Genomic DNA, 23364 nt, shown 5'->3' on the forward strand with positions numbered 1-23364 from the left:
GGAGGCGATGCGAACATGAGTTTACTTGAAGTAAAATCGCTAAGAACGGTTTTTCATACGGATAATGGGACGATCCCGTCGGTCAATGGTGTCAGCTTCTCTGTGCAGGCCGGCGAGACGCTGGCGATCGTTGGTGAATCCGGCTGCGGCAAGAGCGTCACCTCCCTGTCTATCATGCGGCTGGTGGCCGCACCCGGGAAGATTGAGGGCGGCTCCATTCTGTTTAAGGGCGAGGATCTCTTGAAGCTGTCTCCTCCGAAGATGCGAAATGTTCGGGGGAACGAGATTTCGATGATTTTCCAGGAGCCGATGACATCGCTGAACCCCGTATTTACCATCGGCTATCAAATTGCCGAAGTGCTGCGCAGACACCGCGGCTTGAGCAAGCCAGCGGCCAAGGCTCAAAGCATTGAAATGCTGGAGAAGGTTGGAATTCCGGCCGCGGCCAAGGTAGCTGCACAATTCCCCCATCAGTTATCCGGCGGGATGCGTCAGCGGGTGATGATTGCCATTGCACTAGCCTGCAAGCCGAAGCTGCTGATTGCCGATGAACCGACGACTGCTTTGGACGTGACGATTCAGGCGCAAATTCTGGAGCTGATCGATGAACTGGCCAAGAAGGAAAACACCGGTGTGATCCTGATTACACATGACCTGGGTGTCGTGGCAGAAATGGCTGACCGGGTCGTTGTGATGTATGCTGGCGAAATCGTGGAGGAAGCAACCGTATATGAGCTGTTTGAGCGTCCCGGACATCCCTATACCATCGGCTTGATGGGCTCTTTACCTACGATGACGGAGCAGAAGGAGCGGCTGGACTCCATTCCGGGCTCTGTGCCGAATTTGTTGCAAATGCCGTCCGGCTGCCCCTTCCATCCCCGTTGTCCCTATGCGCAAGATATCTGTCGCCAGATCAAGCCTGCATTGGAAGAGAAACGGGCTGGCCACCGGGTTAGCTGCCATCGTGCCGAGGAGGTTGCTCTATGAATGAACAACAAAGCGAGACGGCCCCTCTGCTGGAGGTGCACGGTCTCAAGAAGTATTATCCAATCACTAAAGGGTGGCTGAACCGGAGCGGTGGTGCTGTTCGTGCTGTGGATGGCCTAACGTTTAACGTATACCCCGGGGAGACGCTGGGACTTGTTGGTGAATCCGGCTGCGGCAAGTCGACGACCGGACAATTGATCACCCGGTTGCTCGAACCAACAGCGGGTGAGGTTGTGTTTGACGGCAAGCCGTTGACTGACATGAGTGGAGAAGCGCTCAGGGAGATCAGACGGGATGTGCAATTTATTTTCCAGGACCCGTACTCTTCGCTTAATCCGCGAATGAAGGTCTTTGATATCGTAGCAGAGCCGTTGATCGTACACGGCTTGGCTTCAGGCAAGGAGCTGCGCAACGAGGTGCTGCGGTTGCTGGAAACGGTGGGGCTGGGTGAGCATCATATCGATCGGCACCCTCATGAGTTCAGCGGTGGGCAGCGCCAGCGGATCGGGATTGCCCGGGCACTTGCCTTGAGACCGAAGCTGATCGTGTGCGATGAGCCAGTATCTGCGCTGGATGTGTCAATTCAGGCGCAAATCCTTAATTTGCTTAAAGATTTACAGGAGCAGTTTCATTTGACTTATATATTTATCGCCCACGGCTTGCCGACGGTCAAGCATATCAGCGACCGGATTGCTGTCATGTATCTGGGTAAAATTGTGGAGATGGCCAAGCGGGATGAACTGTTTGCCAGACCTCTGCATCCTTATACCGAGGCATTGCTTGCCGCGGTTCCGGTTCCTGATCCCCGGCTGCGCAAGAAGCGGAAGCCGCTGTCCGGAGAGATGCCAAGCCCGGCGAATCCGCCGCAGGGCTGCGCGTTTCATACGCGTTGTCCCTACGCGCAAGAGACATGCCGGCAGCATATTCCTGAGCTTGTAGACCATGGAGACGGACATTTGGCAGCATGTCATTTTCCCTTAGATACCGATAAAGGAGGCCTGGAAGCATGAAGAACAGTTCCTTGATGAAGGAAATGAGCTGGACAGAGTTCCGGGAACGTAAGGCCAAGACAGATTTGGTAATCTTGCCAGTGGGAGCCTTTGAGGTATACGGTCCCCATTTGCCGCTCGGTTCAGACACACTGGTGGCTGCAGGGTTGGCTGAGCGTGTTGCCCGGCGGGTTGATGCTCTGATTGGACCTACGCTTGAGGTAGGAGATTCCTCGATGCTGGATGAATTCCCGGGTACGGTCACTATACGTCCTGAGCATTTCAAAGCCTATTTAAATGATGTAGTGAACAGCTTGCTGAAATGGGGCTTCAAGGATTTCCTGTTTATCAACGGCCATGCGGGCAATGTACCGATGATCAGCCAAATTGCCTATTCCCTGCGGGAACGCCCGGACATTCGCAAGGCACAGATCGATGTATGGCGGTTTATGCAGCGCGTTGATCAGAATGTGCTGGAGTCCGGACCGCTGGCCCATTCCCATGCTGGTGAAGCCGGGACATCGGTTATGCTGGCGTTACATCCGGAGCTTGTGAACTTGGAGAAGACCCTGTCTGTCGAGCGCAAGAAGCAGGATGCCTTCCCTGAAATCATGAAGTACGGCAAGCTGTCAGACAATAGCGAATGGGGCACGGTAGGTCACTCGAATCAGGCCTCGGCTGAGAAGGGCCAAATTCTGGTGGACCGTGCGGTGGAACGAATCGTGCAATTTCTAGGTGATGTCTGGGACATTCCCGGGAAATAACGGGTTGTCAGTGAACTGATACGAGGAGGGATTGGCTTGAAGCTTGGAAGACTGGTGATGCCGGATGATCTCTATGCATACCGCTGGGTTAGCGACCCGGTGGTGAGCAGAAACGGAACGGTCGCTTACGTATTGAAAACGATAGATGCTACGAAAAATGAATATGTTACGCAAATTCGGGCTGTAGCTTTGGATGGCAGCCAGGATCGCCCGCTGACGGATGGCGGCAAGGATATGGCCCCGGCCTGGTCACCTGATGGCTCACAGCTAGCTTTCTTGCGTATGCACGAAGGTAGTCGGCAGGTGTGGGTGCTCTCCATGAATGATGGGGAATGTCGCCCGCTGACGGCCGTGAGGCGTGGCGTAAGCGCGTTTGCCTGGTCACCTGACGGCAACCGGCTTGCTTATTTATCTGCCCTAAGCCCGGACCCGGAACGGGAATCGCTGACACTGGAAGAGGACCGCAAGCGGGAGTCGCAGATCGGCAAGCTTTATACCCGCACCGTGCCGAAGGCTGAAGGAAGTGGCTTGTGGAACGGGCTGCATACTCACTTGTTTGTACTTGACCTCCGTGGGGGCGAAGTGGTCCAGCTTACCTCGGGAGCCTTTGATGTTGCCCAGCCTCGCTGGTCGCCGGATGGTCGCTCTGTGGCTTATCTGGCCAAGCAGGTGGAGGATGAGCAAGCCGATCCTGACCTGATCGCTTTCAACGATATCTTTGTTGCGGCACTTGAGGACAAGCAGAGCCGCAGAGTGACGGATTTCACGCTGGCGATTAGTCAATTCGGGTATTCGCCGGACGGAAGTGAGTTCGCCATGATAGCCAATGACCGTGCTTACGGGAGTGGAACGCAAAATCGGCTCTACACGGTGCCTTCCAGCGGCGGGAAGCCGGAGCCGTTCATGGAGGAAATAGATGTGCAAATCGGCAACTTTGTGCTCAGCGACATGAAGGCGGCGGGCCCTTCCCCTGCTCCGCTATACGGGCCAAACGGTGGACTGTATGCAATCGGCACGCGGCATGGCAGTGCGGCGGTCTATTGCTTCCGTCCCGATGGGAGCTATGAGGAGCTGATTGGCGGAGAACGGGATACGTATCAGTTCACTCTTGCACCGGATGGCGCCTTTATGGTGACAGCAACCGCTATGGTGAATGCCCCTGGGGAGCTGTTCCGGGTGGAGCTGGAGTCGGGCCAGGAGCTGCGCCTGACAGATAAGAACGATGAGCTGATGCAACAACTCATTATAAGCCAGCCGGAATCGTTCTGGTTTGAAACGGCGGCCGATGTGCAAGTCCAGGCCTGGATTATGCGCCCTGCAGGGCTGACGGCGGGAGAAAAGGCCCCGCTCATACTGGAGATTCATGGTGGGCCGCATGCGATGTACTCGGGCACGTATAGTCATGAATTGCAGTGCTTGGCGGCTCAAGGTTATGCCATTCTGTTCCTGAACCCGCGTGGCAGCTTCGGTTATGGACAAGATTTCGCCCGGGCTGTTCGGCGGGATTTTACCGGGTGTGATTATGAAGACTTGATGGCAGGACTTGACGAGGCGCTGATCCGATTCGACTTTGTTGATGGTACGCGGCTTGGCGTCACTGGCGGCAGCTACGGCGGGCTGATGACCAACTGGATCGTTGCTCATTCTGACCGTTTTCAAGCTGCGGTGACCCAGCGCAGCATCACCAACTGGATGTCCTTCTACGGCATGAGCGATATCGGAATTTCCTACACAGAGGGCATTGTTGGCGGCAATCCCTGGGATGATCCGGAGCTGCTATGGCGCTTATCTCCGCTGGCTCATGTCCAGCAAATTCATACCCCGCTGCTTATCATTCATGGGGAGCAAGATATGCGTTGCCCTGTAGAGCAAGCCGACCAGCTTTATGTGGCTCTCAAGCGTCTGGGCCGGGAGACGGCATTGGTCCGTTACCCGGGAGCCAACCATATGCTGCTTAAGACCGGGAAGCCAAGCTATCGGACAGATGTGCTGCGCCGGGTGAATGACTGGTTTATGCGCTATTTGCCAAAGGAGGTGGCCCGGTGAGTCGGGTGTTACTATCAATTCCAGTAGGGATGTTGATCGAGAACTGCCGAAGCGGCGGGGCTAGTGATGAGGAAGTGATTGCCTGTCTAAAGTCCGGGGATTTCACTCCGATTCTCGACCGGGTTCATGATCCGAAGATGGACTTTACCGAGCGGCTGAACACAGCGAATGAGCTTGGGGAGGATTGGGAGCGGGCTATTCGCGAGGGCTATAGCTTTAAATTTCTGCATATCGGTGGTCTGAAGCGTCTGCTGGGCTTCCGGTTTGGCAAAGCTGAGGGCACCGACTATGTCCAGGTAGAGGATGCATTAGCCTTGGACGGGGTGGACTTGTCCCAGCCAGAAGCAGAGGAATTGGAGCAATTAATTCATCGCCAATGGAAGCTTGTGCGGACACAGGCAGATTCTTCGTCCGACCGTTGGACGATGCGCATCGAGCTGCGGCATCAGCAATAAAGCAGTCAATTGAAAGAACCTTTAGTCCGCAATTCAGGGACGTTAATAGAGGTGAAAGCAAGTTCAACATTAATACAGGGAACAGAAGCGGCTTGTCTGCTTCTGTTCCCTGTATTTTTGCATGAGCTATGAAACAAGATGAAGTGATGCTCATAGAATGGCGTACTTCGGGGGAGATTAGGGGAAACAATTCACGTAGGGGAATGATTCATGTGTGGTGGTCAAACATGGCTTCTTATATCCCGGATTGGCCGGTTTTTGTGCAGGCCGGAGTTACGCTGCTTATACCTGTCCTCCTCTATTTCGTACATCGCTGGTTCCGCTCGGTAGTGACGAATGGCAGAGGAGCTTCCGGTAAGCTGCCGGCAGTCCCGGAGGAATCTGCTTCTCCACTGACGGGGGACTATGATGCGGATTTGGATTCAATCAAGCAAGCCATAGGCAGCAACGATGACTTGCATTTTCGGGAATATAAAATGGCAGCGTTCAATATAAGGGCAGCTCTTCTCTATATTGATGGCATGCAGGAGAACCAACTGATCGATACCCAGGTCATGCAGGTACTTATGGGCAAGGAAGACTTTATGAAAGAGATGGAGCCTTCGGTTCCCGCCGCAGACAAGCTGGCAGCCTATTTGAAGCAGCATATTTTGCCAGTTGTGGAAATAGAGGAAGTGCAGGAGACACATCGCCTGCATGAAATGATTCTGAATGGATATACCGCCTTGCTGATCGAAGGTACGTGCTCCGCTCTCTTGGTTGGTAAGCCGCGGGGGAAGACAAGGTCCATTACGGAGCCGACCTCGGAAGCGTTGCTGCGCGGGCCGAGAGTGGGGTTTACAGAAGCGCTCAGCGAGAATACCTTGATGCTGCGGCGTCAAGGTCTGACAGAGCTGATGGAAATTAAGAAATACACAGTAGGCAATACGTTAAAACGGGATCTTGCCGTAGTCTACATGAAGACGATTGTCAATCAGGATCTGCTGCAGGAAGTAGAGAAGCGAGTCTCCAAGATCAATCTGGATTTTATCGCCGAATCCGGTTATGTGGAGCAGCTTATTGAAGATGATATTTTAAGCCCCTTCCAGCAGGTACAAAATACCGAACGTCCGGATCGGGTCATCAATGCGCTGATGGGTGGGAGAATCGCCTTGTTACTGGACGGAACGCCCTTTGCCCTCATCGTTCCCGTAACCTTCAGCATGCTGCTGCAGTCTCCGGAGGATTATTATGAACGGTGGCTGGCTGGCTCTCTTTTGCGCATGCTGCGTTTTTTTGCCGCCTTTATGTCATTGATGATTCCCTCATTGTACATTTCCTTTATCTCCTTTCATCCCGGCTTAATTCCTACGGAGCTGGCCATCACCATTATTGAGACGCGCGAACGGGTTCCTTTCCCTTCGCTAATTGAAATTCTGGTGCTGGAGGTATCGATTGAAATTTTGCGGGAAGCAGGGGTGCGCTTGCCCAAGCCGATTGGCTCTGCGATGGGGATCGTTGGAGGACTGATTATCGGAGAGGCGGCTGTGCAGGCCGGGATTGTCAGCCCGTTTCTGGTCATTGTCGTTTCGGTTACGGCCATTGCTTCCTTCTCAATTCCGATGTACAGCGCCGGAATAACTTTGCGTATGCTCCGTTTTGTCGGGATGTTTTTTGCCGCTGTGCTAGGAATATTGGGGACGATTTTGTTTTTCCTGCTGATTTGCAGCCATCTTACCAAGCTGAAGAGCTTTGGTGTCCCTTATGTCACACCTATATCGCCTATCCGTCTGCATGATTGGAAGGATTTGTTCGTCCGCGCACCGCTCACTTTGATGAAGCTGCGGCCGGAAATGATGAAAACGGAACGCAAACGCCGTAAAGTCTAAAGACGCACATCAGGAGGTCCCAAGTGTTCACACGTTCCGATGATAAAATTACAACATCACAAGCAGTGGTGCTTTTGACTGACAGCATATTGGGAGCGGGCATCCTGACCATGCCACGGGATATCACGGAGAAGGTGAAGACCCCGGATGCCTGGTTGTCCGTGCTGCTAGGTGGTATTGTCGCATTGCTGGTGGTATGGTTAATGACCAAGTTGAGCCAGCAATTCCCCGGCAAGACCATCTTTGAATATGCTCGAAATATCGTGGGTAAAATTCCTGGCAGCGTGGTGTCCATGCTCATGGTCATCTATTTTATGATTATCGCTGGCTTTGAGATTCGTATTTTGGCGGAGGTCAACGTCTTCTACCTGCTTGAAAAGACGCCCATTTGGGCTGTTATCATTCCATTTATCTGGACGGCTGCTTATTTGGCTTCGGGGGGAATCAACTGTATTGCCCGGCTATTTCAGATCATTTTCCCTGTAAGCATTTTGATCTTGCTGCTAAGCTTTCTCTTGAGCATGAGATTGTTCGAGCTTGATAATTTGCGTCCATTCCTTGGCGAAGGTCTGCCGCCCGTGCTGGAAGGCTTGAAGTCGTCTCTCCTGATCTTTACCGGCTTTGAAATTGTCATGGTTCTGGTGGGTCATATGCAGCATCCGCAGAAGGCGGTCAAGGCGATGCTGCTCGGGGCGGGCATCCCTGTCATTTTGTATGTATTCGCAACGATGATTGTGGTTGGAGGGCTGTCCGTTACCGCTGTGCTTCGGAGCACCTGGCCAACACTGGACTTATTACGCAGCTTCGAAATCACCGGATTGTTCTTTGAACGATTTGAATTTCCGTTCCTGGTCATTTGGATGATGCAGATGTTTTGTAATTTTTGCAGTCAGTTCTTCGTCACCTCGTTAGGCTTATCGAAAACCTTCGGCATCAAATTCCCGCTGGTTTTGTTTGCGCTGATGCCGATTTTGTTCATAGCCGCTCTTATTCCGAAAACGATGAATGATTTGTTTGCATTGGGCCAAACGATCGGGTATATGAGCATTATTTTGTTCGCTCTTGTCACGGTGCCCCTGTCCCTCATTTACCTTATTCGGAAGAAAGGACTCAGGAAACATGCGTAAATACCGGATGCTGACTTTATTGCTTGTCGTCGGAATTATGGCTACTCAAACGGGCTGCTGGAGCAGCAAGGAAATAGAAGATATGAGCATGTATGTCGGGCTGGCTTTGGATGATGGTAAGCCTACTGCTACCGAGGAGAAGCTGGACAAGCAAGGGGAAGGTTATCCCAAACGCAATCTATTCACTGCGACTGTGCAGATTGTTCCGGTCAAAACAGGCAGCAACAATAAACAGGAGAAGGGGCAGGGGAAAGGAGACGGATTTCTGAATGAATCGGAAACCGGTGACTCCTTGATCCAGTTGATGCGGCAGTATTCGTTGCGACGCGAACGGGCTGTCATTGGTCATCATCTCAAGGTGATTATCATTTCTACGGATCTGATCCGCGAGCAGAACATCGACAAGCTGATGGACTTTGTCCTTCGGGACAATGATATTCGCCCAAGCTGCATCGTATTATTAAGTCGTGGTCTGGCGCGGGATACGTTGAAGGCTGGGAATTCAGAGGAGATTCCTGCGTTCAAGCTGCAGGCGATGCCACGAGGACACTTTCGCACGGGAGAAATCATGCGAGGGGTCAACTTGACCCGGTTGAACAGCTTGATTGGCTCCAAGCAGAGCTTTATGCTCCAGGAGGTGGCGTCAAGCGATGGAGAGACGGAATTCTCCGGCGCGGGAATCATCAAGGGAGATACCGGCAGATATGTAGGCCCGCTGGATCAGATGGATGTACAGAGCGTCTCCTGGATCACGGGGGATATCGAGGGAGCAGTCATCAAGAGCTATAACTGGCATGATGAACCGATGACCTATGAGTTAAAGAGATTAAAGAGCAAGATTATTCCTCGGGTGGAGGGGGATCGGCTTTCGTTCCACGTTCATATTGAGTCCGAAGGACGAATCATGGAGAATTGGGATGTGGACGAGGACCCGTCCCAGTCGGAGTTCCTGAACCGGGCGGAAAAGATATTTGAAAAAACCTTGCTCCAAATGCTTGAACATCTGCTGGAGAAGCTGCAGACAAAATATAAAGTGGACGTGTCGGGATTTGGGAAGCAACTCAGCTTGGATCATCCCCAATATTGGAAGAAGGTCAAGGACCGCTGGGATGAGGTATTTAGCCAGACTCCTGTTACCTTTGATGTGAAGTTCACTATTACAGATTATGGATCTTCCAAAAAATAAGACCCTTTCCTGTTCTCGTTCATCTCGTATCCTTGTCATCAGAAGCTGCTGTTTGAGGTTCTCCTATCCCGTTGGGCTGACGACCTGATCAATCAGTTAACCATGATGAATCAGGTTGCCCGTATCACGGCTTCCGGGAATAATCCGGCCGGAATACGGGCAACCTTTGCTATTGGAAATTTTTATTTTCTTCAGGATTGACACAGGAAAGCTCATGGGAATATACTATATATGAACAAGTGATCATATATAGTCCCCAAAGGGAGTGAGCAAGTGATGGAAGCAACAGCAAGCACTGTTAAACGTAAATTTATATTAGAAGGTTTGGACTGCGCTAACTGCGCATTGAAGATTGAGAACGGCGTTGGCAAGATTGAAGGAGTATCGTCTTGTTCGGTCAACTTCGTTAATAAGACGTTGACGATGGAGATGGCAAGCGATGATTCTGCAGACATTGTGAAGAAAGCCAAACAGCATATTCGCAAGCTAGAGCCGGATGTGACCGTGCTGGAGCATGCCGGCAGTGGAGGCTCGGCAAGTGTAGCGCGTCATGATCATCATGATCACAACCATGGCGATGCTCATGGTCATGATCACAGTCACGGTGATGAAGCCGGAGATGATGGGCATGGACATACGCATGACCATGGCGCACAGGGAGTCCGCAAGATGATTGGCCGCCTGGTTGCTGCCCTTGTCATTGGCGCAACCGCCATGTTCTTGCCGCTGGAGGCGGAGCTTCAGTTGATGTTGTATGTGGTTGCTTATCTCGTGATCGGTGGCGACATCGTCTACAAGGCCATGAAGAACATTGTACGTGGCCAGGTGTTTGATGAATACTTCCTGATGTCTATAGCTACAATTGGAGCCTTCATCATCGGGGAGTATCCTGAGGGTGTCGCCGTTATGCTCTTCTATCAAGTAGGTGAGCTGTTCCAGAGCATTGCCGTCAACCGGTCGCGCAAATCGATTAGCGCACTGATGGATATCCGGCCCGATTTTGCCAACCTGAAATCCGGTTCCGAATACAAGCGGGTTCGCCCGGAGGATGTTCAGATCGGAGATTTGATTCTGGTACGCCCTGGCGAGAAAGTTCCTCTCGACGGGAAGGTTATTGAGGGAAGCTCGGCCATGGATACTTCTGCGCTAACCGGTGAATCGGTGCCGCGTGAGGTAGCAGTTGGCGACAATGTTCTTAGTGGCTTCATTAATAAAAATGGCGTATTGACTCTGGAGGTTGCCAAGGTATTTGAAGAATCCACCGTGGCCAAAATCCTGGACCTGGTGGAGAATGCGAGCAGCAAGAAGGCGCCCACGGAGAATTTCATTACCAAGTTCGCTCGATACTACACGCCATTGGTTGTGATTGTAGCTGCGCTGCTGGCGGTCATTCCCCCGCTGCTTATCAGTGGAGCAACCTTCTCGGAATGGGTCTCCCGGGCTTTGGTCTTCCTGGTTATTTCCTGCCCTTGTGCGTTGGTCGTGTCCATTCCACTCGGTTTCTTTGGCGGTATAGGGGCATCCTCGAAGAACGGCGTTTTGGTTAAGGGCAGCAACTATCTGGAAGCGTTAAATGATGTAAAGTATGTGGTTTTTGATAAAACAGGAACCTTGACCAAAGGAGCATTTAAAGTTGTTGGCATTCATCCGGCAGCCAGCACCTGGACAAAGCAGGAGTTGTTGCGTCAGGCAGCATTTGCCGAAATGCACTCCAGCCATCCGATTGCTCAATCCATTCGTGAGGCCTACGGACAGGAATTGGACGAAGCCCAAATCACTGAATATAACGAAATATCCGGTCACGGAATTCAAGTTCTGTTTGAAGGTAGAGAAGTGCTGGCGGGCAATGCCAAGCTAATGAAACGAGATGGTATTGAGTATACTGCACCTTCTGAGCATGGGAGTATCGTTCATCTTGCTATAGATAAGCAGTATGCCGGTTACCTGGTCATCGCTGACGAAGTGAAGGATGACTCGGCACGAGCTATTCGTTCACTGAAGAACCTTGGCGTCAAGAAGGTCGTTATGCTAACCGGAGATATTAAAGCTGTAGCAGATTCAGTCGGCGAACAACTTGGTGTTGATGAGGTTCGTTCGGAGCTGCTGCCGCAGCATAAGGTTGAAGAGCTGGAGAAGCTGGATCGGGAGAAAGGCAGCAAAGAGAAGATCATATTTGTGGGTGACGGCATCAATGATACCCCGGTGCTGGCCCGAGCCGATGTGGGCGTAGCGATGGGCGGGCTTGGATCAGATGCTGCGATTGAAGCAGCCGATATCGTCATTATGACCGATGAGCCGTCGAAGTTATCCTCGGCTATCCACATCGCCAAGCGAACACGGCAAATCGTATGGCAAAATATTATCTTTGCCCTGCTCGTCAAAGCAGTCTTCCTGTTGCTTGGAGCGTTCGGCATTGCGAACATGTGGGAAGCCGTATTCTCCGATGTAGGCGTGACGTTGCTGGCTGTCTTGAACGCTATGCGTGTACTGCGTACCAAGACAGACCTGGTGTGAGGTTACCCGTGTTTGGTATGCTGGAGCGTTTGCAGGAAAATTTGCTCAATATGCGTATCGTCCAGCGAGTAATATACGGTCTTGCCTACCTTGCGCCGCTTTACAATTCTTAGGTTGCGCAAGTACCTTAGCTGATGGGAGATCGCGGACTGCCCCATCTCCAGAAGCACCGTCAGATCGTGCACACATAGCTCTCTTTGGAGCAAAGCGCCGATGATCTTGACCCGGGTAGGATCACTGAAGGCTTTGAACCAATCAGCAAACTGAATGGCGGACTGGTCATCAAGCATCTCCATCTTGATGGCTTCCAAATCCATTGATGTGGATGTGCCGGAGCAAGTTGTATCGCATTCTTCTGCAGCAGGGGTGAGTCGTGCCATGGATCGTTCGCCTCCAACTTAAACGAAATGATTACTATTAGCATGCTGTCCCCACAGTACCATATACAACACGGATGAGCAAGGCGGAACTCAAAAAGCGTGGTGAACAAGGAAGAGCCCAAGTGGCTCTGGCAATTTGTTCACCACGCTTTTAACGTAATCCATGTTCCGGTCAATCTCGGATTTATGAAAATGTAATTTCACTCTCATGGTCGCAAAGCCGGACGATGGATTTCAAACGCGCCCGTTCTAGAAAGTGGCAGTCACATTCCAGGATGCCATAAGCATCGGCATGTTCTTCCGGTTTTTGCTTGTAAGTGACGTTCATATTCAGGCTTCGCTGCAATTGCTCCTGAATTGCCGGACAATGTCTACTTTTGATGCGGACAACTTGACCAAAGCGAGTACGTCGTATCGGGAACTTGATCGCTTCAAAGGCGAGAATATAGGCGATAACCGAGTAAGCCGCTTGCGTGAAGCCAAAATGAAAGCCTGCTGCTATCAAGATGCCGCAATTTAAAATCAAGAGCAGCTTTTCTGGCGACAATCGCTTATAATGCAGAGTCTCTACGGCTTTGCCGGCAATGTCCAGCGCTCCTCCAAATCTAAGTGCCAGGCCCAGGCCCAGGCCAAGGGATGCTCCGCCCAGCATAGCGGCTGGCAGCGGGTCGCTGGTCAACGCTGGATAAGGATGCAGTACAAGGGTACCCAGGGAAAATACCAGTATCCCGAGAACCGTAAAGATGCCGAAGGATAGATGGATATTTTTGCGTCCGAGCAGTAAAATCGGCAGGTTCAACAGGAACAGGAACAATCCTAGTCGCATTTCAGTCTTCAGGGCAAGCAGCGCCGATAAGCCCGTCATGCCCCCTACGATAATGCCATGAGGCATTAAGAACAATTCCACTCCCACCGAGGCAAGCAAGGCTCCAGCAATCACGCCCAAGCTGCGAGTAAGCAAGGGAAGCAACAACACAGGACTTCGAGCCCAATCTACCCGGGTATGGCTTCGAAAAGAGTGCTTCAAAAAAAGACCCTCCTTTTAGTGCGAGTTCAAAAAGTCAGGTATTCAGCACCGAAAGGTTGAATAAAAGCCAGGGACTGGGTGCAGGGATTAATTCCGTTCAGTCCCCATTCAATAATATTTGTCTGACCTGCAGCTGATGCAGGCGTTCGCCTAACACGACTACTGTAGCGTCAGCCGTCAACATCAAGTCTGGCCCAGGATTAATATGCTTGGTATGACTTTTCTCGATCACGGCGATGATGGTAGCTCTGGAACGCTGGCGAATTTGCAATTCACCAATCGTTTTTCCGATCGCTTTAAATTTCGGTTCAAGTTTGTACCATTCAATAATCAGATCTCCCAAAGCAACTTCAATGTTCTCTAGTGCGGTTGGTTTATAGGTAGCACCGCCGATAATCGCCGATACATATTTGGCTTCATCTTCGTTCAAAGTGACCATGGACAGATTTTCGTCAGGGTTGTCTTGCTCGGAATGGCACAGCTCACGCCGGCCATCATTATAGATAATAATGGTCAGGTTCTCCCCGCTCCGGGTACCCACTACGAATTTTTTGCCGATTCCCGGCAAATCTGTTTCTTTGAGATTCATTGTCTTCAGTCCTCCAGTATATTGGTTCCTTATGTTTTGCGTTCATTCAAGGTAAAGCCTTCATTGAAGCCAGGAACATACTCATAAATTTAATCGGTAAGAGCAATAGCCGTTTTAAGATCAAGCAAAAAAAAGGCCAAAAACGTATCCAGGAAGCAACAAGCACCAGGGAGACCAGTACGGGCCCTGCCTCGAAAGGATAGAACATTTTTTCAAGCGATAGCTTGCCTTTGCCTTGAGATGTAGCGGAATTCAATCGTAGCGGAACTTGGTGAGGGACAGATTCGCCTGCTTCGTAAGCTTCTCTCTCCGGTGTTCCGGCAGATGCAGGAAGCGGAGAGAAGGCAGACAGGAACAAGGCCATAAACAACGTTAATGCTACCATTGCCGCCAGCTTGCCGGATTGATAAGCAACTCGCATCGTTATCCCCCTCGAAGTGTAGCTACCTGCCTTAAGGATAGCACACCCCCTGGTTTTTCACAAAAAATTGCACATGAGATACTACATATTATATATGCATGATATGTGAGAGATAATTTGGGGATTAAGCTGTGACGAACCACAGGGCTGAGGGGTACCTCGACTTAGGTCTAGGTTGAAAAACCGTCCCCGGTCCGTTTTGAAAACTCCGTATCTTACCTAAAATAAAGACATAAGGTTGATTCAATGAGAGGCGGTGATAAATCGATGAAAACCAATCGACCCAATGTATTCGCTTTTGTACTTATTGCCCTGGGTGTTTTGATCTTGCTGGGCAAACTGACCCCCTTTCTTGGGAGCCTGTTCGGACTATTGATCGCGGTCACGATGATCGGTCTCGGCTATTACGGGATTCGCCGGGGCAACGCCTTCTTCGGCTGGCTTGTCTTGATTCTGGGGGCGATCATGCTGATGTCCAAACTGGCTTGGCTAATTGGTCCGCTGCTGGGTATCGGATTAATTGTATATGGTGTTTATACCCTGCGGGGAAGACGGGGTTACTAAATGAGGTATAGATTTGGTTAACTTGAATGAGGACCGAAAGGTTAGAAGGGAAGGTTGTCATGAGTGTATTTCGTCGGGTACGAGACATAACAGTAGCAACATTGAATGAGAAGTTGGAACAGTCCCAGGATCCGGTGCGCTTGATTGATCAGTTTCTGATCGAGACGCGCCAGGAAATCACCGAGGCGGAGAAGCTCCATCATCAGTATGCCGGGCATGCCAAGCAAATGAAGCAGCAGGTCGATCATGCCAGAGCGATGTGCGATAAGCGCGAAGAGCAAGCCCTGTTGGCCCTGAAGGCAGAAGAGGAGCACCTGGCTAAGCTGGCCTTGCAGGAGAAGATGCTATACGAGGAGAAGATCGAGCAGTATTCTGAACTTTACACCCAAAGCCTTGAAGCACTGCAAGAACTGGAAGCCCAATTAAATGAGCTTAAGACCGAATATCAGACGGTTTATAGCAAACGTCAATATTATTACGCGAGAATGGAGACGCTTCGTCTGCAGCAACGCATGAACCAGCGGATGAACGGTGCCGGCATGCAGGATGTGCCGAAAATGTTCAACCGTCTGGAGGATCGGGTCTCCGATATGGAATGGGAAGCCCGAAGCTTGCGCGAATTGCGTAGAGCAGGCCAGGACTTTATGAACCAGGCAGGCTCAGTCATCCAATCCTCGCTGGAGCAAGAGCTTTCCCGCTTGAAGCAAAAGCTGGATAGCAAAAAAGGAGAGTGAGCCGGATGGGAAAGAGACTGTACCGTTCCAGACGAGACCGCTGGATCAGCGGATTAATGGGCGGACTGGGCGAATACTTCGGCGTTAACTCGGGCATTTTGCGGCTGCTTTTGGTCATTAGCTTTTTCTTCACCGGCGGGACTACACTATTTATCTACTTTATCGCCGTATTGGTCGTTTCAAAGGAGCCGAATCCCTATGATCCTTATTCGGGAGGATGGACGGGGGGCGGTTACCAGAATTACGATCCGCAGAATAGAAATTACAATGATGTCCGTGATGCCCGGTTTAGCGGCCAGCCGCCTTACGGGAATAACGCAGGGAATTCTTTTGGAACGCCGCCTCCGCAATATAGCCCCGGTGGCCCGAAAACGGGCTTCGGTACGGGAGAAGCGTCCAATCTGGATTCTATGATGGAAGATATCGAGAAGAAAGCCATGAAGAAAGAACTGGAAGAGCTGCGTAAGAAGGTTTCCGACTACGAGAAGGGAGAAGTGTAAACTATGGGAGTATTCCAAAGAATAAAGGACATTACAAAGGCGTCGGTTAATGATTTGCTGGATAAGGTAGAAGACCCAATTGTGATGCTGAATCAATATTTGCGCGATATGGAGGCTGAAATCCGCGACGCCGAGGTTACAGTAGCCAAGCAAATGGCTAACGAACGCCGGATGAAGCAACGTCTGGATGAAGCTGCACGTATCTCCGGACAACGGGAAGCACAAGCAGAAGTGGCCCTCCGCAATGGTCAAGAAGAGGTTGCCCGCAAAATGCTGGAGGAGAAAATTCATTACGACCAAAAGCAAACTGAATTTGCCGAGCTTCATGCAGGTGCCGAAGCACAAGCTGCTGAGCTTAAGCAACAATTGCATGAGATGAAGGATGAGTTCTACAAGCTGCGCAATAAGCGCAACGAACTGGTAAGCCGTGCTCAAATGGCCAAGGCCAGAAAGCAAATGTCCCAAATCAGCAGTCTGCATACGATTGAGAGCGGCAATGCCTCGCTGGGCTTCCATCGTATGGAAGAGAAGATTATGCAACTGGAAGCAGAGGCCGAAGTATCGGGCATCGTTTACCGCGACAAATCGTCTTCGACTTACATCAGTCCGGCAGAGGCTGAGAAGCAATTGAAGGTAGATGCGCAGCTTGAAGCGCTTAAATCTAAATTGGCTCCTTCCTCTTCGCAAAAGGAAGACAAGGAATAACTACACGTCCACAGGGCATTGTGGTATTCTAAATACTGGCGAAGCCATACGGAAGGGTTCAGTCCCTGCCGGTATGGCTTTTCCCACTTTTGAGCCTGGAAGGAGGTGCGGCATGGATAATCGGAAAAGGTTCCTGGCCATCGGGCTGATTGGACTTGGCGTACTGTTGATTTTCGGGAATTGGTTAAGCTTCTTTACCATCGTCGCCCTCACATTTATCGCTTGCGGCATCCACAAAATACGATCGGGCGAATCGGTCAAACGAGGATATATCTTCCTTGGCATTGGCAGTGGTATGATTCTGTTAGAACATTTCATGCTGGTGGTAGCCATATTGATGATTTCTTTAGGATTTTATTATGCCAAAATTCGCAAGACCCAGCCGGAAGGCAATTACTTGCAGAAGCAAAATATCACGTCCAGCATCCATTGGGATCGTGACCCGTGGACGCTAAGAAATACAAGCATGTGGCATATTATCGGTGAGCTGGATATCGACCTGTCTCTGGCGATGGTGGAGGGCCAGCATAACGTGTTGATGTTCCAGGGCATCGTTGGGGATATAGATCTGGTTATTCCTGAGGATTACGGGGTAGAGATTGAGGCCTTCGTCTTGTTCGGGCAGATCGACTTCGGTCAGAAGAAGGATACAGGCATGATGAACCGGCTATATTGGAAATCGCCCAACTATGAGCTGCGTGACCAAAAGGTGAAAATTATCGTTTCCTATCTTGTAGGCGATGTGGATATACGTTTAACATAAAGACAGGAGGAGCGTCCCGCATGAAATTAAAAAAAACAAGCAATATGATATCCCGCAGCATGCGAGGAGGTATTCTCCTGTCAGTTGTGATTATGGCAGCCACTTGCTACGTGCTGTATACATATGGTTATTTCCGCCCTCAGCCTTCATGGAGAATCGGGATCGGGGCTGGAATTACGCTCTTGTCCTTGCTGGTGATTATCGGCACGGCGTATGGATTGATTCAGGGCTACAGGCCCAAGCGGCAGATTGACGGCTTGCGAGATGCCCTCTTGCAATGGGAGAAGGGCAATCAGACCGGAGCGGTGCCGAAGCTTGGGGAAGATGAACTCGGACGGCTAGCCGAACAACTGGAGCGTATCGGCAAGCGCTGGGAGGAGCAGGTATCCTCCTTGCAGCGGCTCTCTACGCACAATGCCCAGTTGGCGGAGCAAGCTCGCGTCTCGGCTATCATAGAAGAACGGCAGAGGTTGGCCCGGGAATTGCATGATGCAGTATCGCAGCAGCTATTTGCCATCTCGATGACGGCAACGGCGGTCGGACGGACGTTGGATAAGGATTTTGACAAGGCCCAACGCCAGGTAGAACTGATAGAAGAGATGGCCTCTGTAGCCCAATCCGAAATGCGTGCTCTGTTGCTGCATTTGCGGCCGGTCTACCTGGAGGGCAAGGAGCTGTCTCAAGGGCTGCACGACCTGGTGCGCGAACTCAAGACCAAGGTGCCGATGGACCTGGCGCTGGACATCGATGAGGATCTGAGCCTGGGCAAGGGGATTGAGAACCACTTGTTCCGCATTATTCAGGAAGCCATGTCCAACACGCTTCGTCATGCCAAGGCGGATAAGATGGAAATTCGCATTCATCGCCGGGGTGATGTCGTCAAGGTGACATTGCGGGACAACGGAATCGGGTTCGAGCTTGACGATAAGAAGCAAGCCTCCTATGGCTTATCTACGATGCAGGAGAGAATTTATGAAATCGGCGGCTCCATTCAACTGATTACGGCCCCGGGCAAGGGAACCCGAATCGATATTACAGTACCATTAGTCAATGAAGAGATTGGAGGGGAGTTCAGTTATGGAGGTAGAAGAGAAGGAAATTAAGGTGCTGCTTGTGGATGATCACGAGATGGTGAGAATCGGTCTGGCTGCCGTACTGGGTACGGAGGATGGTATCGAGGTGGTTGGAGAAGCGAGCAGCGGGGAAGAAGGCATCCGGCTAGCGCAGGAGTACCGGCCCGATGTGGTTTTGATGGACCTGGTCATGGACGGTATGGATGGGATCGAAGCGACCCGTCAACTGCTGCAACTTCACCCGGAATGCAAGGTTATTGTGCTGACCAGTTATCTGGATGATGAGAAGATGTATCCCGTTATTGAGGCTGGTGCGTTCAGCTACTTGCTCAAAACATCCCGTGCATCCGAAATTGCCGAAGCCATTCGTGCGGCAAGCCGGGGCCAATCTGTGCTTGAATCGCAGGTGGCCTCCAAGATGATGAACCGATTCCGCCAGCCCAAGAAAGAGGCGCCCGCACATGAGGAGTTGACGGAACGTGAGATGGATGTCCTGCGGCTGCTGGCTCAGGGCAAATCCAATCAGGATATTGCGGATGATTTGATCATCGGCATCAAGACGGTTAAATTCCATGTCACAAATATTTTAGCCAAGCTGGGGGTTGAAGATCGTACCCAGGCGGCTATTTACGCATATAAAAACGGTTTGGCGGAGTAAGCTTGCGTCAAGCCTTTTTTTGTCAGGAGACCTAAGACTGCGGGGTGGAGAGCCGCTTTTTCAAAATACTGTGTTCACGGGTGATTTGTCTGTGCTGGCCCTTCCCAGCGGTCTGAGAAATGCAGGGATTTATCCGGGGGGCGAATCATCTCTTCAAAGAGATTTTATTACCGACACCGGAGGTGCGCATGTCGATGTCCAATCGTAAGCTGGGAAAGGGAATTTTGTGGTTAATTGCTGTCCTGGTTGTCCTCCTGCTGCTGTTGGCGGGCTTACAGCGAACCGTTCAGAATGACAAGGAAGTGTCACCTGTTGATCAGGTAGAAGGAGCCCGAGAGCAATTAACGATATTGCATGAGATGGGGCGCACCGCATCGGATCAGCCGTTCCGAATGACTGTCAAATGGCAAGGGGACTGGCCGACACTGCTGTCACCCGAGGAAGCGGCGGGTGCACTTTCAAGCCGATTAGGCTTGCCTGCTCCCAAGCAAGTGCTGGAGATGGCGCATGAAGCATATAAGACAACGGGTTCCCTTGAGGGAGTTCCTGCTCATCTAACTGTGGGAGTCAGGGCTAGTGGAGGATATTACGTTCTCCTGCGCCTGGAAAGTGTGGGAGGAAACGCTGAAGGGTTGAAACGCTTGGAGAATGTTCAAGGCCTGAGCGGAGAGTCTTTGGCGGACGAGGGTGTGGAAGTTCAGTGGAATGCTGCAGTCCAGGGCATAACCTGGACTGGGGCAAATGGCTCGGAGAACGGTAGCGAGCAAAGTCCTGAGCAAACGCTGGAACAGTTGGAGCAGAGGGTTCAGGAGCAGGAGACGCTTCGTTTGAAGCTGAAGCCTGTTGATGAGTTCGCCGAGGAACTGACGGTAAGTCGGACGTATACCGTGAAGGGGTGGAATATCACAGCGATCAGCGGCAAGCAACCTGTGGCATTGCAAATGGCGGTGCATCGCAATAGCGGGACGGGTCTGAATGAAATTTCCTTCGGTTCGCCGCTGCTCACCGTGGAGTATTAATCGCATGGTACCGGCGGAGGCTTCGCTTGGTTCATCACGCTTTTGTTAACGTACTAGGGGAAAGAGGTTTGAAAAAAATATTACTCCGCGCACAGAGTCCGTATGCGGAAATAACGGTCTACGACACCCATGAGCTTTATGGGGAGAAGGGGCAGTTCCGCGTGCTGGAATTTGCTAGCCAGGCGGTACAGGGCGCAATGGACTTAAACTGTCCCGAACGGATCATACTAGAATATCCACGCGCGATGCTGCATCTGTTTAAGCAACATGTGAAGGAAGCGGGCCAAGTTTTTATGATTGGTCAGGGAATTGGTACGTTATCCCGGCACCTAGGGCCTGATACTGATGTAAAGGTTGCCGAAATAGATGAACGGGTTGCCGAGATCGGGAAGGCTTATTTTGGATATCACGGTCCCACGGTTATGATTGGCGATGGAAGGCGTTTGTTAGAGCAAGAGGCAGTGGGAAGATATGATGCCTTGATGGTTGATGCTTTTTCCGAGAAGGGAACACCCCGGCATTTGCTGTCCAAGGAATTCTTCCGATTAGCAGTAGACAAGCTGCGGCCGGAAGGCCTGCTTCTGATGAATGCTTTTGGCCGGGGAAGTGGCGATAAGCTGATGGAGGCGATCGTCTCCACGTTGAAGACCGAGATGAATTGCATCAAGATATTTTCCTTGCCAAGTGAGCATTCCGGGGATGTGAGAAATATGATTATCGCAGCTAGCCATTATCCAATTCACTATCATTTGCGGGAGATGGCGGGGTTTGTGGAGGTTGAACTGGCGGAAGGCTATGTGATCTGGGATGAAGCCTGATTCATCCTGGATGTCCAACGAGCCCTGAATAAACAGGGAACAGAGCTTATCAGCACATCGGACTTTCAAAAAAAGGCTTGAGGCTGTAATGAATTTAATAGCATCCCTGCAGGGAATATGCTAAAATGGCATCACGTCCCGTGATGCCATGTAAATACATGTCCTTGATCGGGAATTGAATAAAAATACACTATATTACATAGAAAGAATGAGGAGCCATGGCTGAAAATATAACTCAGGAAGCGATTCAAACCCCGGGAGCGGTTTTTTTCATATTTGGGGCCACCGGTGACTTAGCGCGCCGCAAGCTGTTCCCTGCTATCTATTCATTGTATCGGGAAGGCAAGCTGGCTGAGGACTTTGCTGTGATTGGCGTAGCGCGGCGGCCACGCTCGGAGGAAGAATTCCGGGAGGACTTGCATCGCTCCATTAACGAATTCTGCCGCTACAAGATTGAAGATACAGCCCATTGGGAGCGTTTTGCCGAGCACTTCTCTTATAAATCGCTGGACATCAACGATATTGACGGTTATCGGGAATTGCGCGAATTGACTGAATCTGTGGAGAAGCGTTTCTCCATTCCGGGGAACCGCCTGTTCTATCTGGCGCTGGCTCCCGAGTTGTTCGGAAGCGTATCGTTTAATTTGCAGAAGGGCGGCATGCTAAGCAGCGAAGGCTGGCATCGCCTGGTCATCGAGAAGCCATTTGGCTACGACCTGCAATCGGCCCATAAGCTGAATGAAGAGCTTAGCCAGGTCTTTAAGGAAGAAGAAATCTACCGGATTGACCATTATCTCGGTAAGGAAATGGTACAAAACATCGAAGTTATTCGTTTCGCTAACGCCTTCTTCGAGCCGTTGTGGAACAACAAGCATATCGCCAATATTCAGATTACGCTGAGCGAAACAGTTGGCGTAGAGGAACGTGGTGGTTATTACGATCACGCCGGAGCACTGAGAGATATGGGGCAAAACCATATGCTGCAAATGCTGACGATGATCGCGATGGAGCCGCCTAGCCGATTGGTTGCCGAGGATATCCGCGACGAGAAGGTGAAGGTGCTGCGTTCGCTGCGTCCGTATACCTCTACGGAAGAGGTACAGGCTCATGTGGTGCGTGGGCAGTATGCTGCGGGAGAGAGCAATGGCAAAAGCTTGCCAGGTTATCGTGAGGAAGATAAGGTTGATTCAAGCTCCAATACGGAAACTTATTTTGCCGCCAAGGTGTTTGTCGATAATTTTCGCTGGGCCGGAGTGCCGTTCTATATCCGGACGGGCAAGAGGCTGCCGGTGAAAACAACCGAAGTGGTCGTAGAGTTCAAGCAGATGCCAACCAACGTATATCTGGGGCAAAAGCATACACTGGAGCCTAACCTGCTGGTTATCCGCGTTAACCCGATGGAGGGCATATATATCAAGATCAATGCCAAGAAGCCGGGCTCGGAATCGAAGATTGAGCCGCTGGCGATGGAATTCTGCCAAAGCTGTCTGGTTGGCATTAACTCGCCAGAGGCGTATGAACGCTTGATTCATGATGCAGCGCAAGGGGATTCAACCTACTTTACCCGTTGGGACGAGGTGGCGACCGCGTGGGCGTTCGTGGATCGAATTGCTGCTGCCTGGGCGCAAAACCCGGCGGATATTCTGACTTATCCCGCAGGCTCCTGGGGTCCGGCGGCGGCCGACGAGCTGTTGGCGAAGGATGGCTTCCACTGGTGGCCGGTGAACGGTCAGGAGGAAGACAACGTGATCTGGATTCGCCAAGGGTAGCAGTGAATAGTAGCATGGCATAGCTTTATGGCCTTGGTATTCAGGGCCTTAAATCCAAGGCCGAGGACAGCATGCCCGAGGACAGCAAGGCTGAGGAGACCAAGTCTCAACGGTATCATAGCCGCGAACACTAAGGCCGAAGACACCAAGGCTGAGGAGATCAAGGCGGTGGAGACCAAGGGTGAAGAGACCAAGCCCCCGACGTGTGAATGAGCAGGTGCACACTTATGAGCACTAGTGGGAAATTCTCCCGCTAATTTGCGGAAATTGGCTCTTTTTTCATATTTAGCAGGAAATCTGGACCTCTGTCAAGAAAGTGGACACTCTTTAACCGACTCTTCTCTTATTGAACTGCGCAGCAAAACGAACCGGTGATAAATAGCCTAGTGAACCGTGGATCCGTTTGCG

At 51.2% G+C, this 23364-nt stretch carries 23 protein-coding genes; 19 read left to right on the forward strand and 4 right to left on the reverse strand.

Annotated features, from left to right (window positions below; genetic code table 11):
• Positions 1-15 precede the first annotated feature (15 nt).
• The 9 genes from C557_RS0111910 to C557_RS0111950 all read left to right on the forward strand — a co-directional run bounded on the left by C557_RS0111910 (position 16) and on the right by C557_RS0111950 (position 11936).
• Positions 16-987 carry an ABC transporter ATP-binding protein gene (locus C557_RS0111910; protein ID WP_018752095.1) on the forward strand — a complete coding sequence of 324 codons (972 nt, stop codon included), beginning with the start codon at positions 16-18 and terminating at the stop codon, positions 985-987.
• The gene (locus C557_RS0111915; RefSeq protein ID WP_018752096.1) at positions 984-1997 is read left to right on the forward strand and encodes an ABC transporter ATP-binding protein; all 1014 of its coding nucleotides are present in this window, start codon (positions 984-986) and stop codon (positions 1995-1997) included. The genes C557_RS0111910 and C557_RS0111915 overlap by 4 nt, the downstream gene beginning before the upstream one ends.
• Positions 1994-2740: a creatininase family protein gene (locus tag C557_RS0111920; RefSeq protein WP_018752097.1), complete on the forward strand. Its 747-nt coding sequence runs from the start codon at positions 1994-1996 to the stop codon at positions 2738-2740. Before C557_RS0111915 ends, C557_RS0111920 begins: the two co-directional genes overlap by 4 nt.
• Positions 2741-2776: 36 nt before the next feature.
• On the forward strand, positions 2777-4786 hold the full coding sequence (locus C557_RS0111925) for a S9 family peptidase (RefSeq protein ID WP_018752098.1): 2010 nt from the start codon (positions 2777-2779) through the stop codon (positions 4784-4786).
• Positions 4783-5241: a hypothetical protein gene (locus C557_RS0111930; protein WP_018752099.1), complete on the forward strand. Its 459-nt coding sequence runs from the start codon at positions 4783-4785 to the stop codon at positions 5239-5241. Before C557_RS0111925 ends, C557_RS0111930 begins: the two co-directional genes overlap by 4 nt.
• A gap of 227 nt (positions 5242-5468) precedes the next feature.
• Positions 5469-7109, forward strand: coding sequence for a spore germination protein (locus C557_RS0111935; protein ID WP_018752100.1), 1641 nt, complete (start codon positions 5469-5471; stop codon positions 7107-7109).
• A 23-nt stretch (positions 7110-7132) separates the two neighbouring features.
• Positions 7133-8236: a GerAB/ArcD/ProY family transporter gene (locus C557_RS0111940; protein WP_018752101.1), complete on the forward strand. Its 1104-nt coding sequence runs from the start codon at positions 7133-7135 to the stop codon at positions 8234-8236.
• Positions 8229-9422, forward strand: coding sequence for a Ger(x)C family spore germination protein (locus C557_RS0111945; protein ID WP_018752102.1), 1194 nt, complete (start codon positions 8229-8231; stop codon positions 9420-9422). Before C557_RS0111940 ends, C557_RS0111945 begins: the two co-directional genes overlap by 8 nt.
• Positions 9423-9698: 276 nt before the next feature.
• Complete coding sequence (locus tag C557_RS0111950) at positions 9699-11936, forward strand: heavy metal translocating P-type ATPase (protein WP_018752103.1); 2238 nt, start codon at positions 9699-9701, stop codon at positions 11934-11936.
• Positions 11937-11938: 2 nt separating this feature from the next.
• On the opposite strand, the gene C557_RS0111955 is transcribed toward C557_RS0111950, so the two are convergent.
• From C557_RS0111955 to C557_RS0111970, 4 genes are all read right to left on the reverse strand, one after another.
• Entirely contained in the window at positions 11939-12316 is a 378-nt protein-coding gene (locus C557_RS0111955) for an ArsR/SmtB family transcription factor (RefSeq protein ID WP_018752104.1), read from the reverse strand.
• Between the two features lie 184 nt (positions 12317-12500).
• Positions 12501-13343, reverse strand: a complete 843-nt coding sequence (locus tag C557_RS23440) for a YitT family protein (RefSeq protein WP_018752105.1) — start codon at positions 13341-13343, stop codon at positions 12501-12503.
• Between the two features lie 97 nt (positions 13344-13440).
• On the reverse strand, positions 13441-13932 hold the full coding sequence (locus C557_RS0111965; protein WP_018752106.1) for a cation:proton antiporter regulatory subunit: 492 nt from the start codon (positions 13930-13932) through the stop codon (positions 13441-13443).
• A 46-nt stretch (positions 13933-13978) separates the two neighbouring features.
• Complete coding sequence (locus C557_RS0111970) at positions 13979-14353, reverse strand: hypothetical protein (RefSeq protein ID WP_018752107.1); 375 nt, start codon at positions 14351-14353, stop codon at positions 13979-13981.
• 267 nt (positions 14354-14620) lie between these two features.
• Here C557_RS0111970 and C557_RS0111975 point away from each other — a divergent pair, with 267 nt between their 5' ends.
• The 10 genes from C557_RS0111975 to zwf all read left to right on the forward strand — a co-directional run bounded on the left by C557_RS0111975 (position 14621) and on the right by zwf (position 22956).
• Positions 14621-14917 carry a hypothetical protein gene (locus tag C557_RS0111975; RefSeq protein WP_018752108.1) on the forward strand — a complete coding sequence of 99 codons (297 nt, stop codon included), beginning with the start codon at positions 14621-14623 and terminating at the stop codon, positions 14915-14917.
• A gap of 59 nt (positions 14918-14976) precedes the next feature.
• Positions 14977-15651, forward strand: a complete 675-nt coding sequence (locus tag C557_RS0111980) for a PspA/IM30 family protein (protein ID WP_018752109.1) — start codon at positions 14977-14979, stop codon at positions 15649-15651.
• A 5-nt stretch (positions 15652-15656) separates the two neighbouring features.
• The gene (locus C557_RS0111985; protein ID WP_018752110.1) at positions 15657-16151 is read left to right on the forward strand and encodes a PspC domain-containing protein; all 495 of its coding nucleotides are present in this window, start codon (positions 15657-15659) and stop codon (positions 16149-16151) included.
• A gap of 3 nt (positions 16152-16154) precedes the next feature.
• Positions 16155-16856, forward strand: coding sequence for a PspA/IM30 family protein (locus C557_RS0111990; protein WP_018752111.1), 702 nt, complete (start codon positions 16155-16157; stop codon positions 16854-16856).
• Positions 16857-16968: 112 nt separating this feature from the next.
• Positions 16969-17619: a cell wall-active antibiotics response protein LiaF gene (gene liaF / locus C557_RS0111995; protein WP_018752112.1), complete on the forward strand. Its 651-nt coding sequence runs from the start codon at positions 16969-16971 to the stop codon at positions 17617-17619.
• Between the two features lie 20 nt (positions 17620-17639).
• Positions 17640-18722 (forward strand): sensor histidine kinase, encoded by a 1083-nt coding sequence (locus tag C557_RS0112000; RefSeq protein ID WP_018752113.1) that lies wholly within the window; start codon positions 17640-17642, stop codon positions 18720-18722.
• Complete coding sequence (locus C557_RS0112005) at positions 18697-19350, forward strand: response regulator (protein WP_018752114.1); 654 nt, start codon at positions 18697-18699, stop codon at positions 19348-19350. Before C557_RS0112000 ends, C557_RS0112005 begins: the two co-directional genes overlap by 26 nt.
• Before the next feature lie 194 nt (positions 19351-19544).
• Positions 19545-20369: a hypothetical protein gene (locus C557_RS0112010; RefSeq protein WP_018752115.1), complete on the forward strand. Its 825-nt coding sequence runs from the start codon at positions 19545-19547 to the stop codon at positions 20367-20369.
• A gap of 68 nt (positions 20370-20437) precedes the next feature.
• Positions 20438-21187: a spermidine synthase gene (locus C557_RS0112015; protein WP_018752116.1), complete on the forward strand. Its 750-nt coding sequence runs from the start codon at positions 20438-20440 to the stop codon at positions 21185-21187.
• A 218-nt stretch (positions 21188-21405) separates the two neighbouring features.
• Entirely contained in the window at positions 21406-22956 is a 1551-nt protein-coding gene (gene zwf, locus C557_RS0112020) for a glucose-6-phosphate dehydrogenase (RefSeq protein ID WP_018752117.1), read from the forward strand.
• Positions 22957-23364 lie beyond the last annotated feature (408 nt).

Source organism: Paenibacillus sanguinis 2301083 = DSM 16941 (assembly GCF_000374825.1).
Taxonomy (GTDB): domain Bacteria; phylum Bacillota; class Bacilli; order Paenibacillales; family Paenibacillaceae; genus Fontibacillus; species Fontibacillus sanguinis.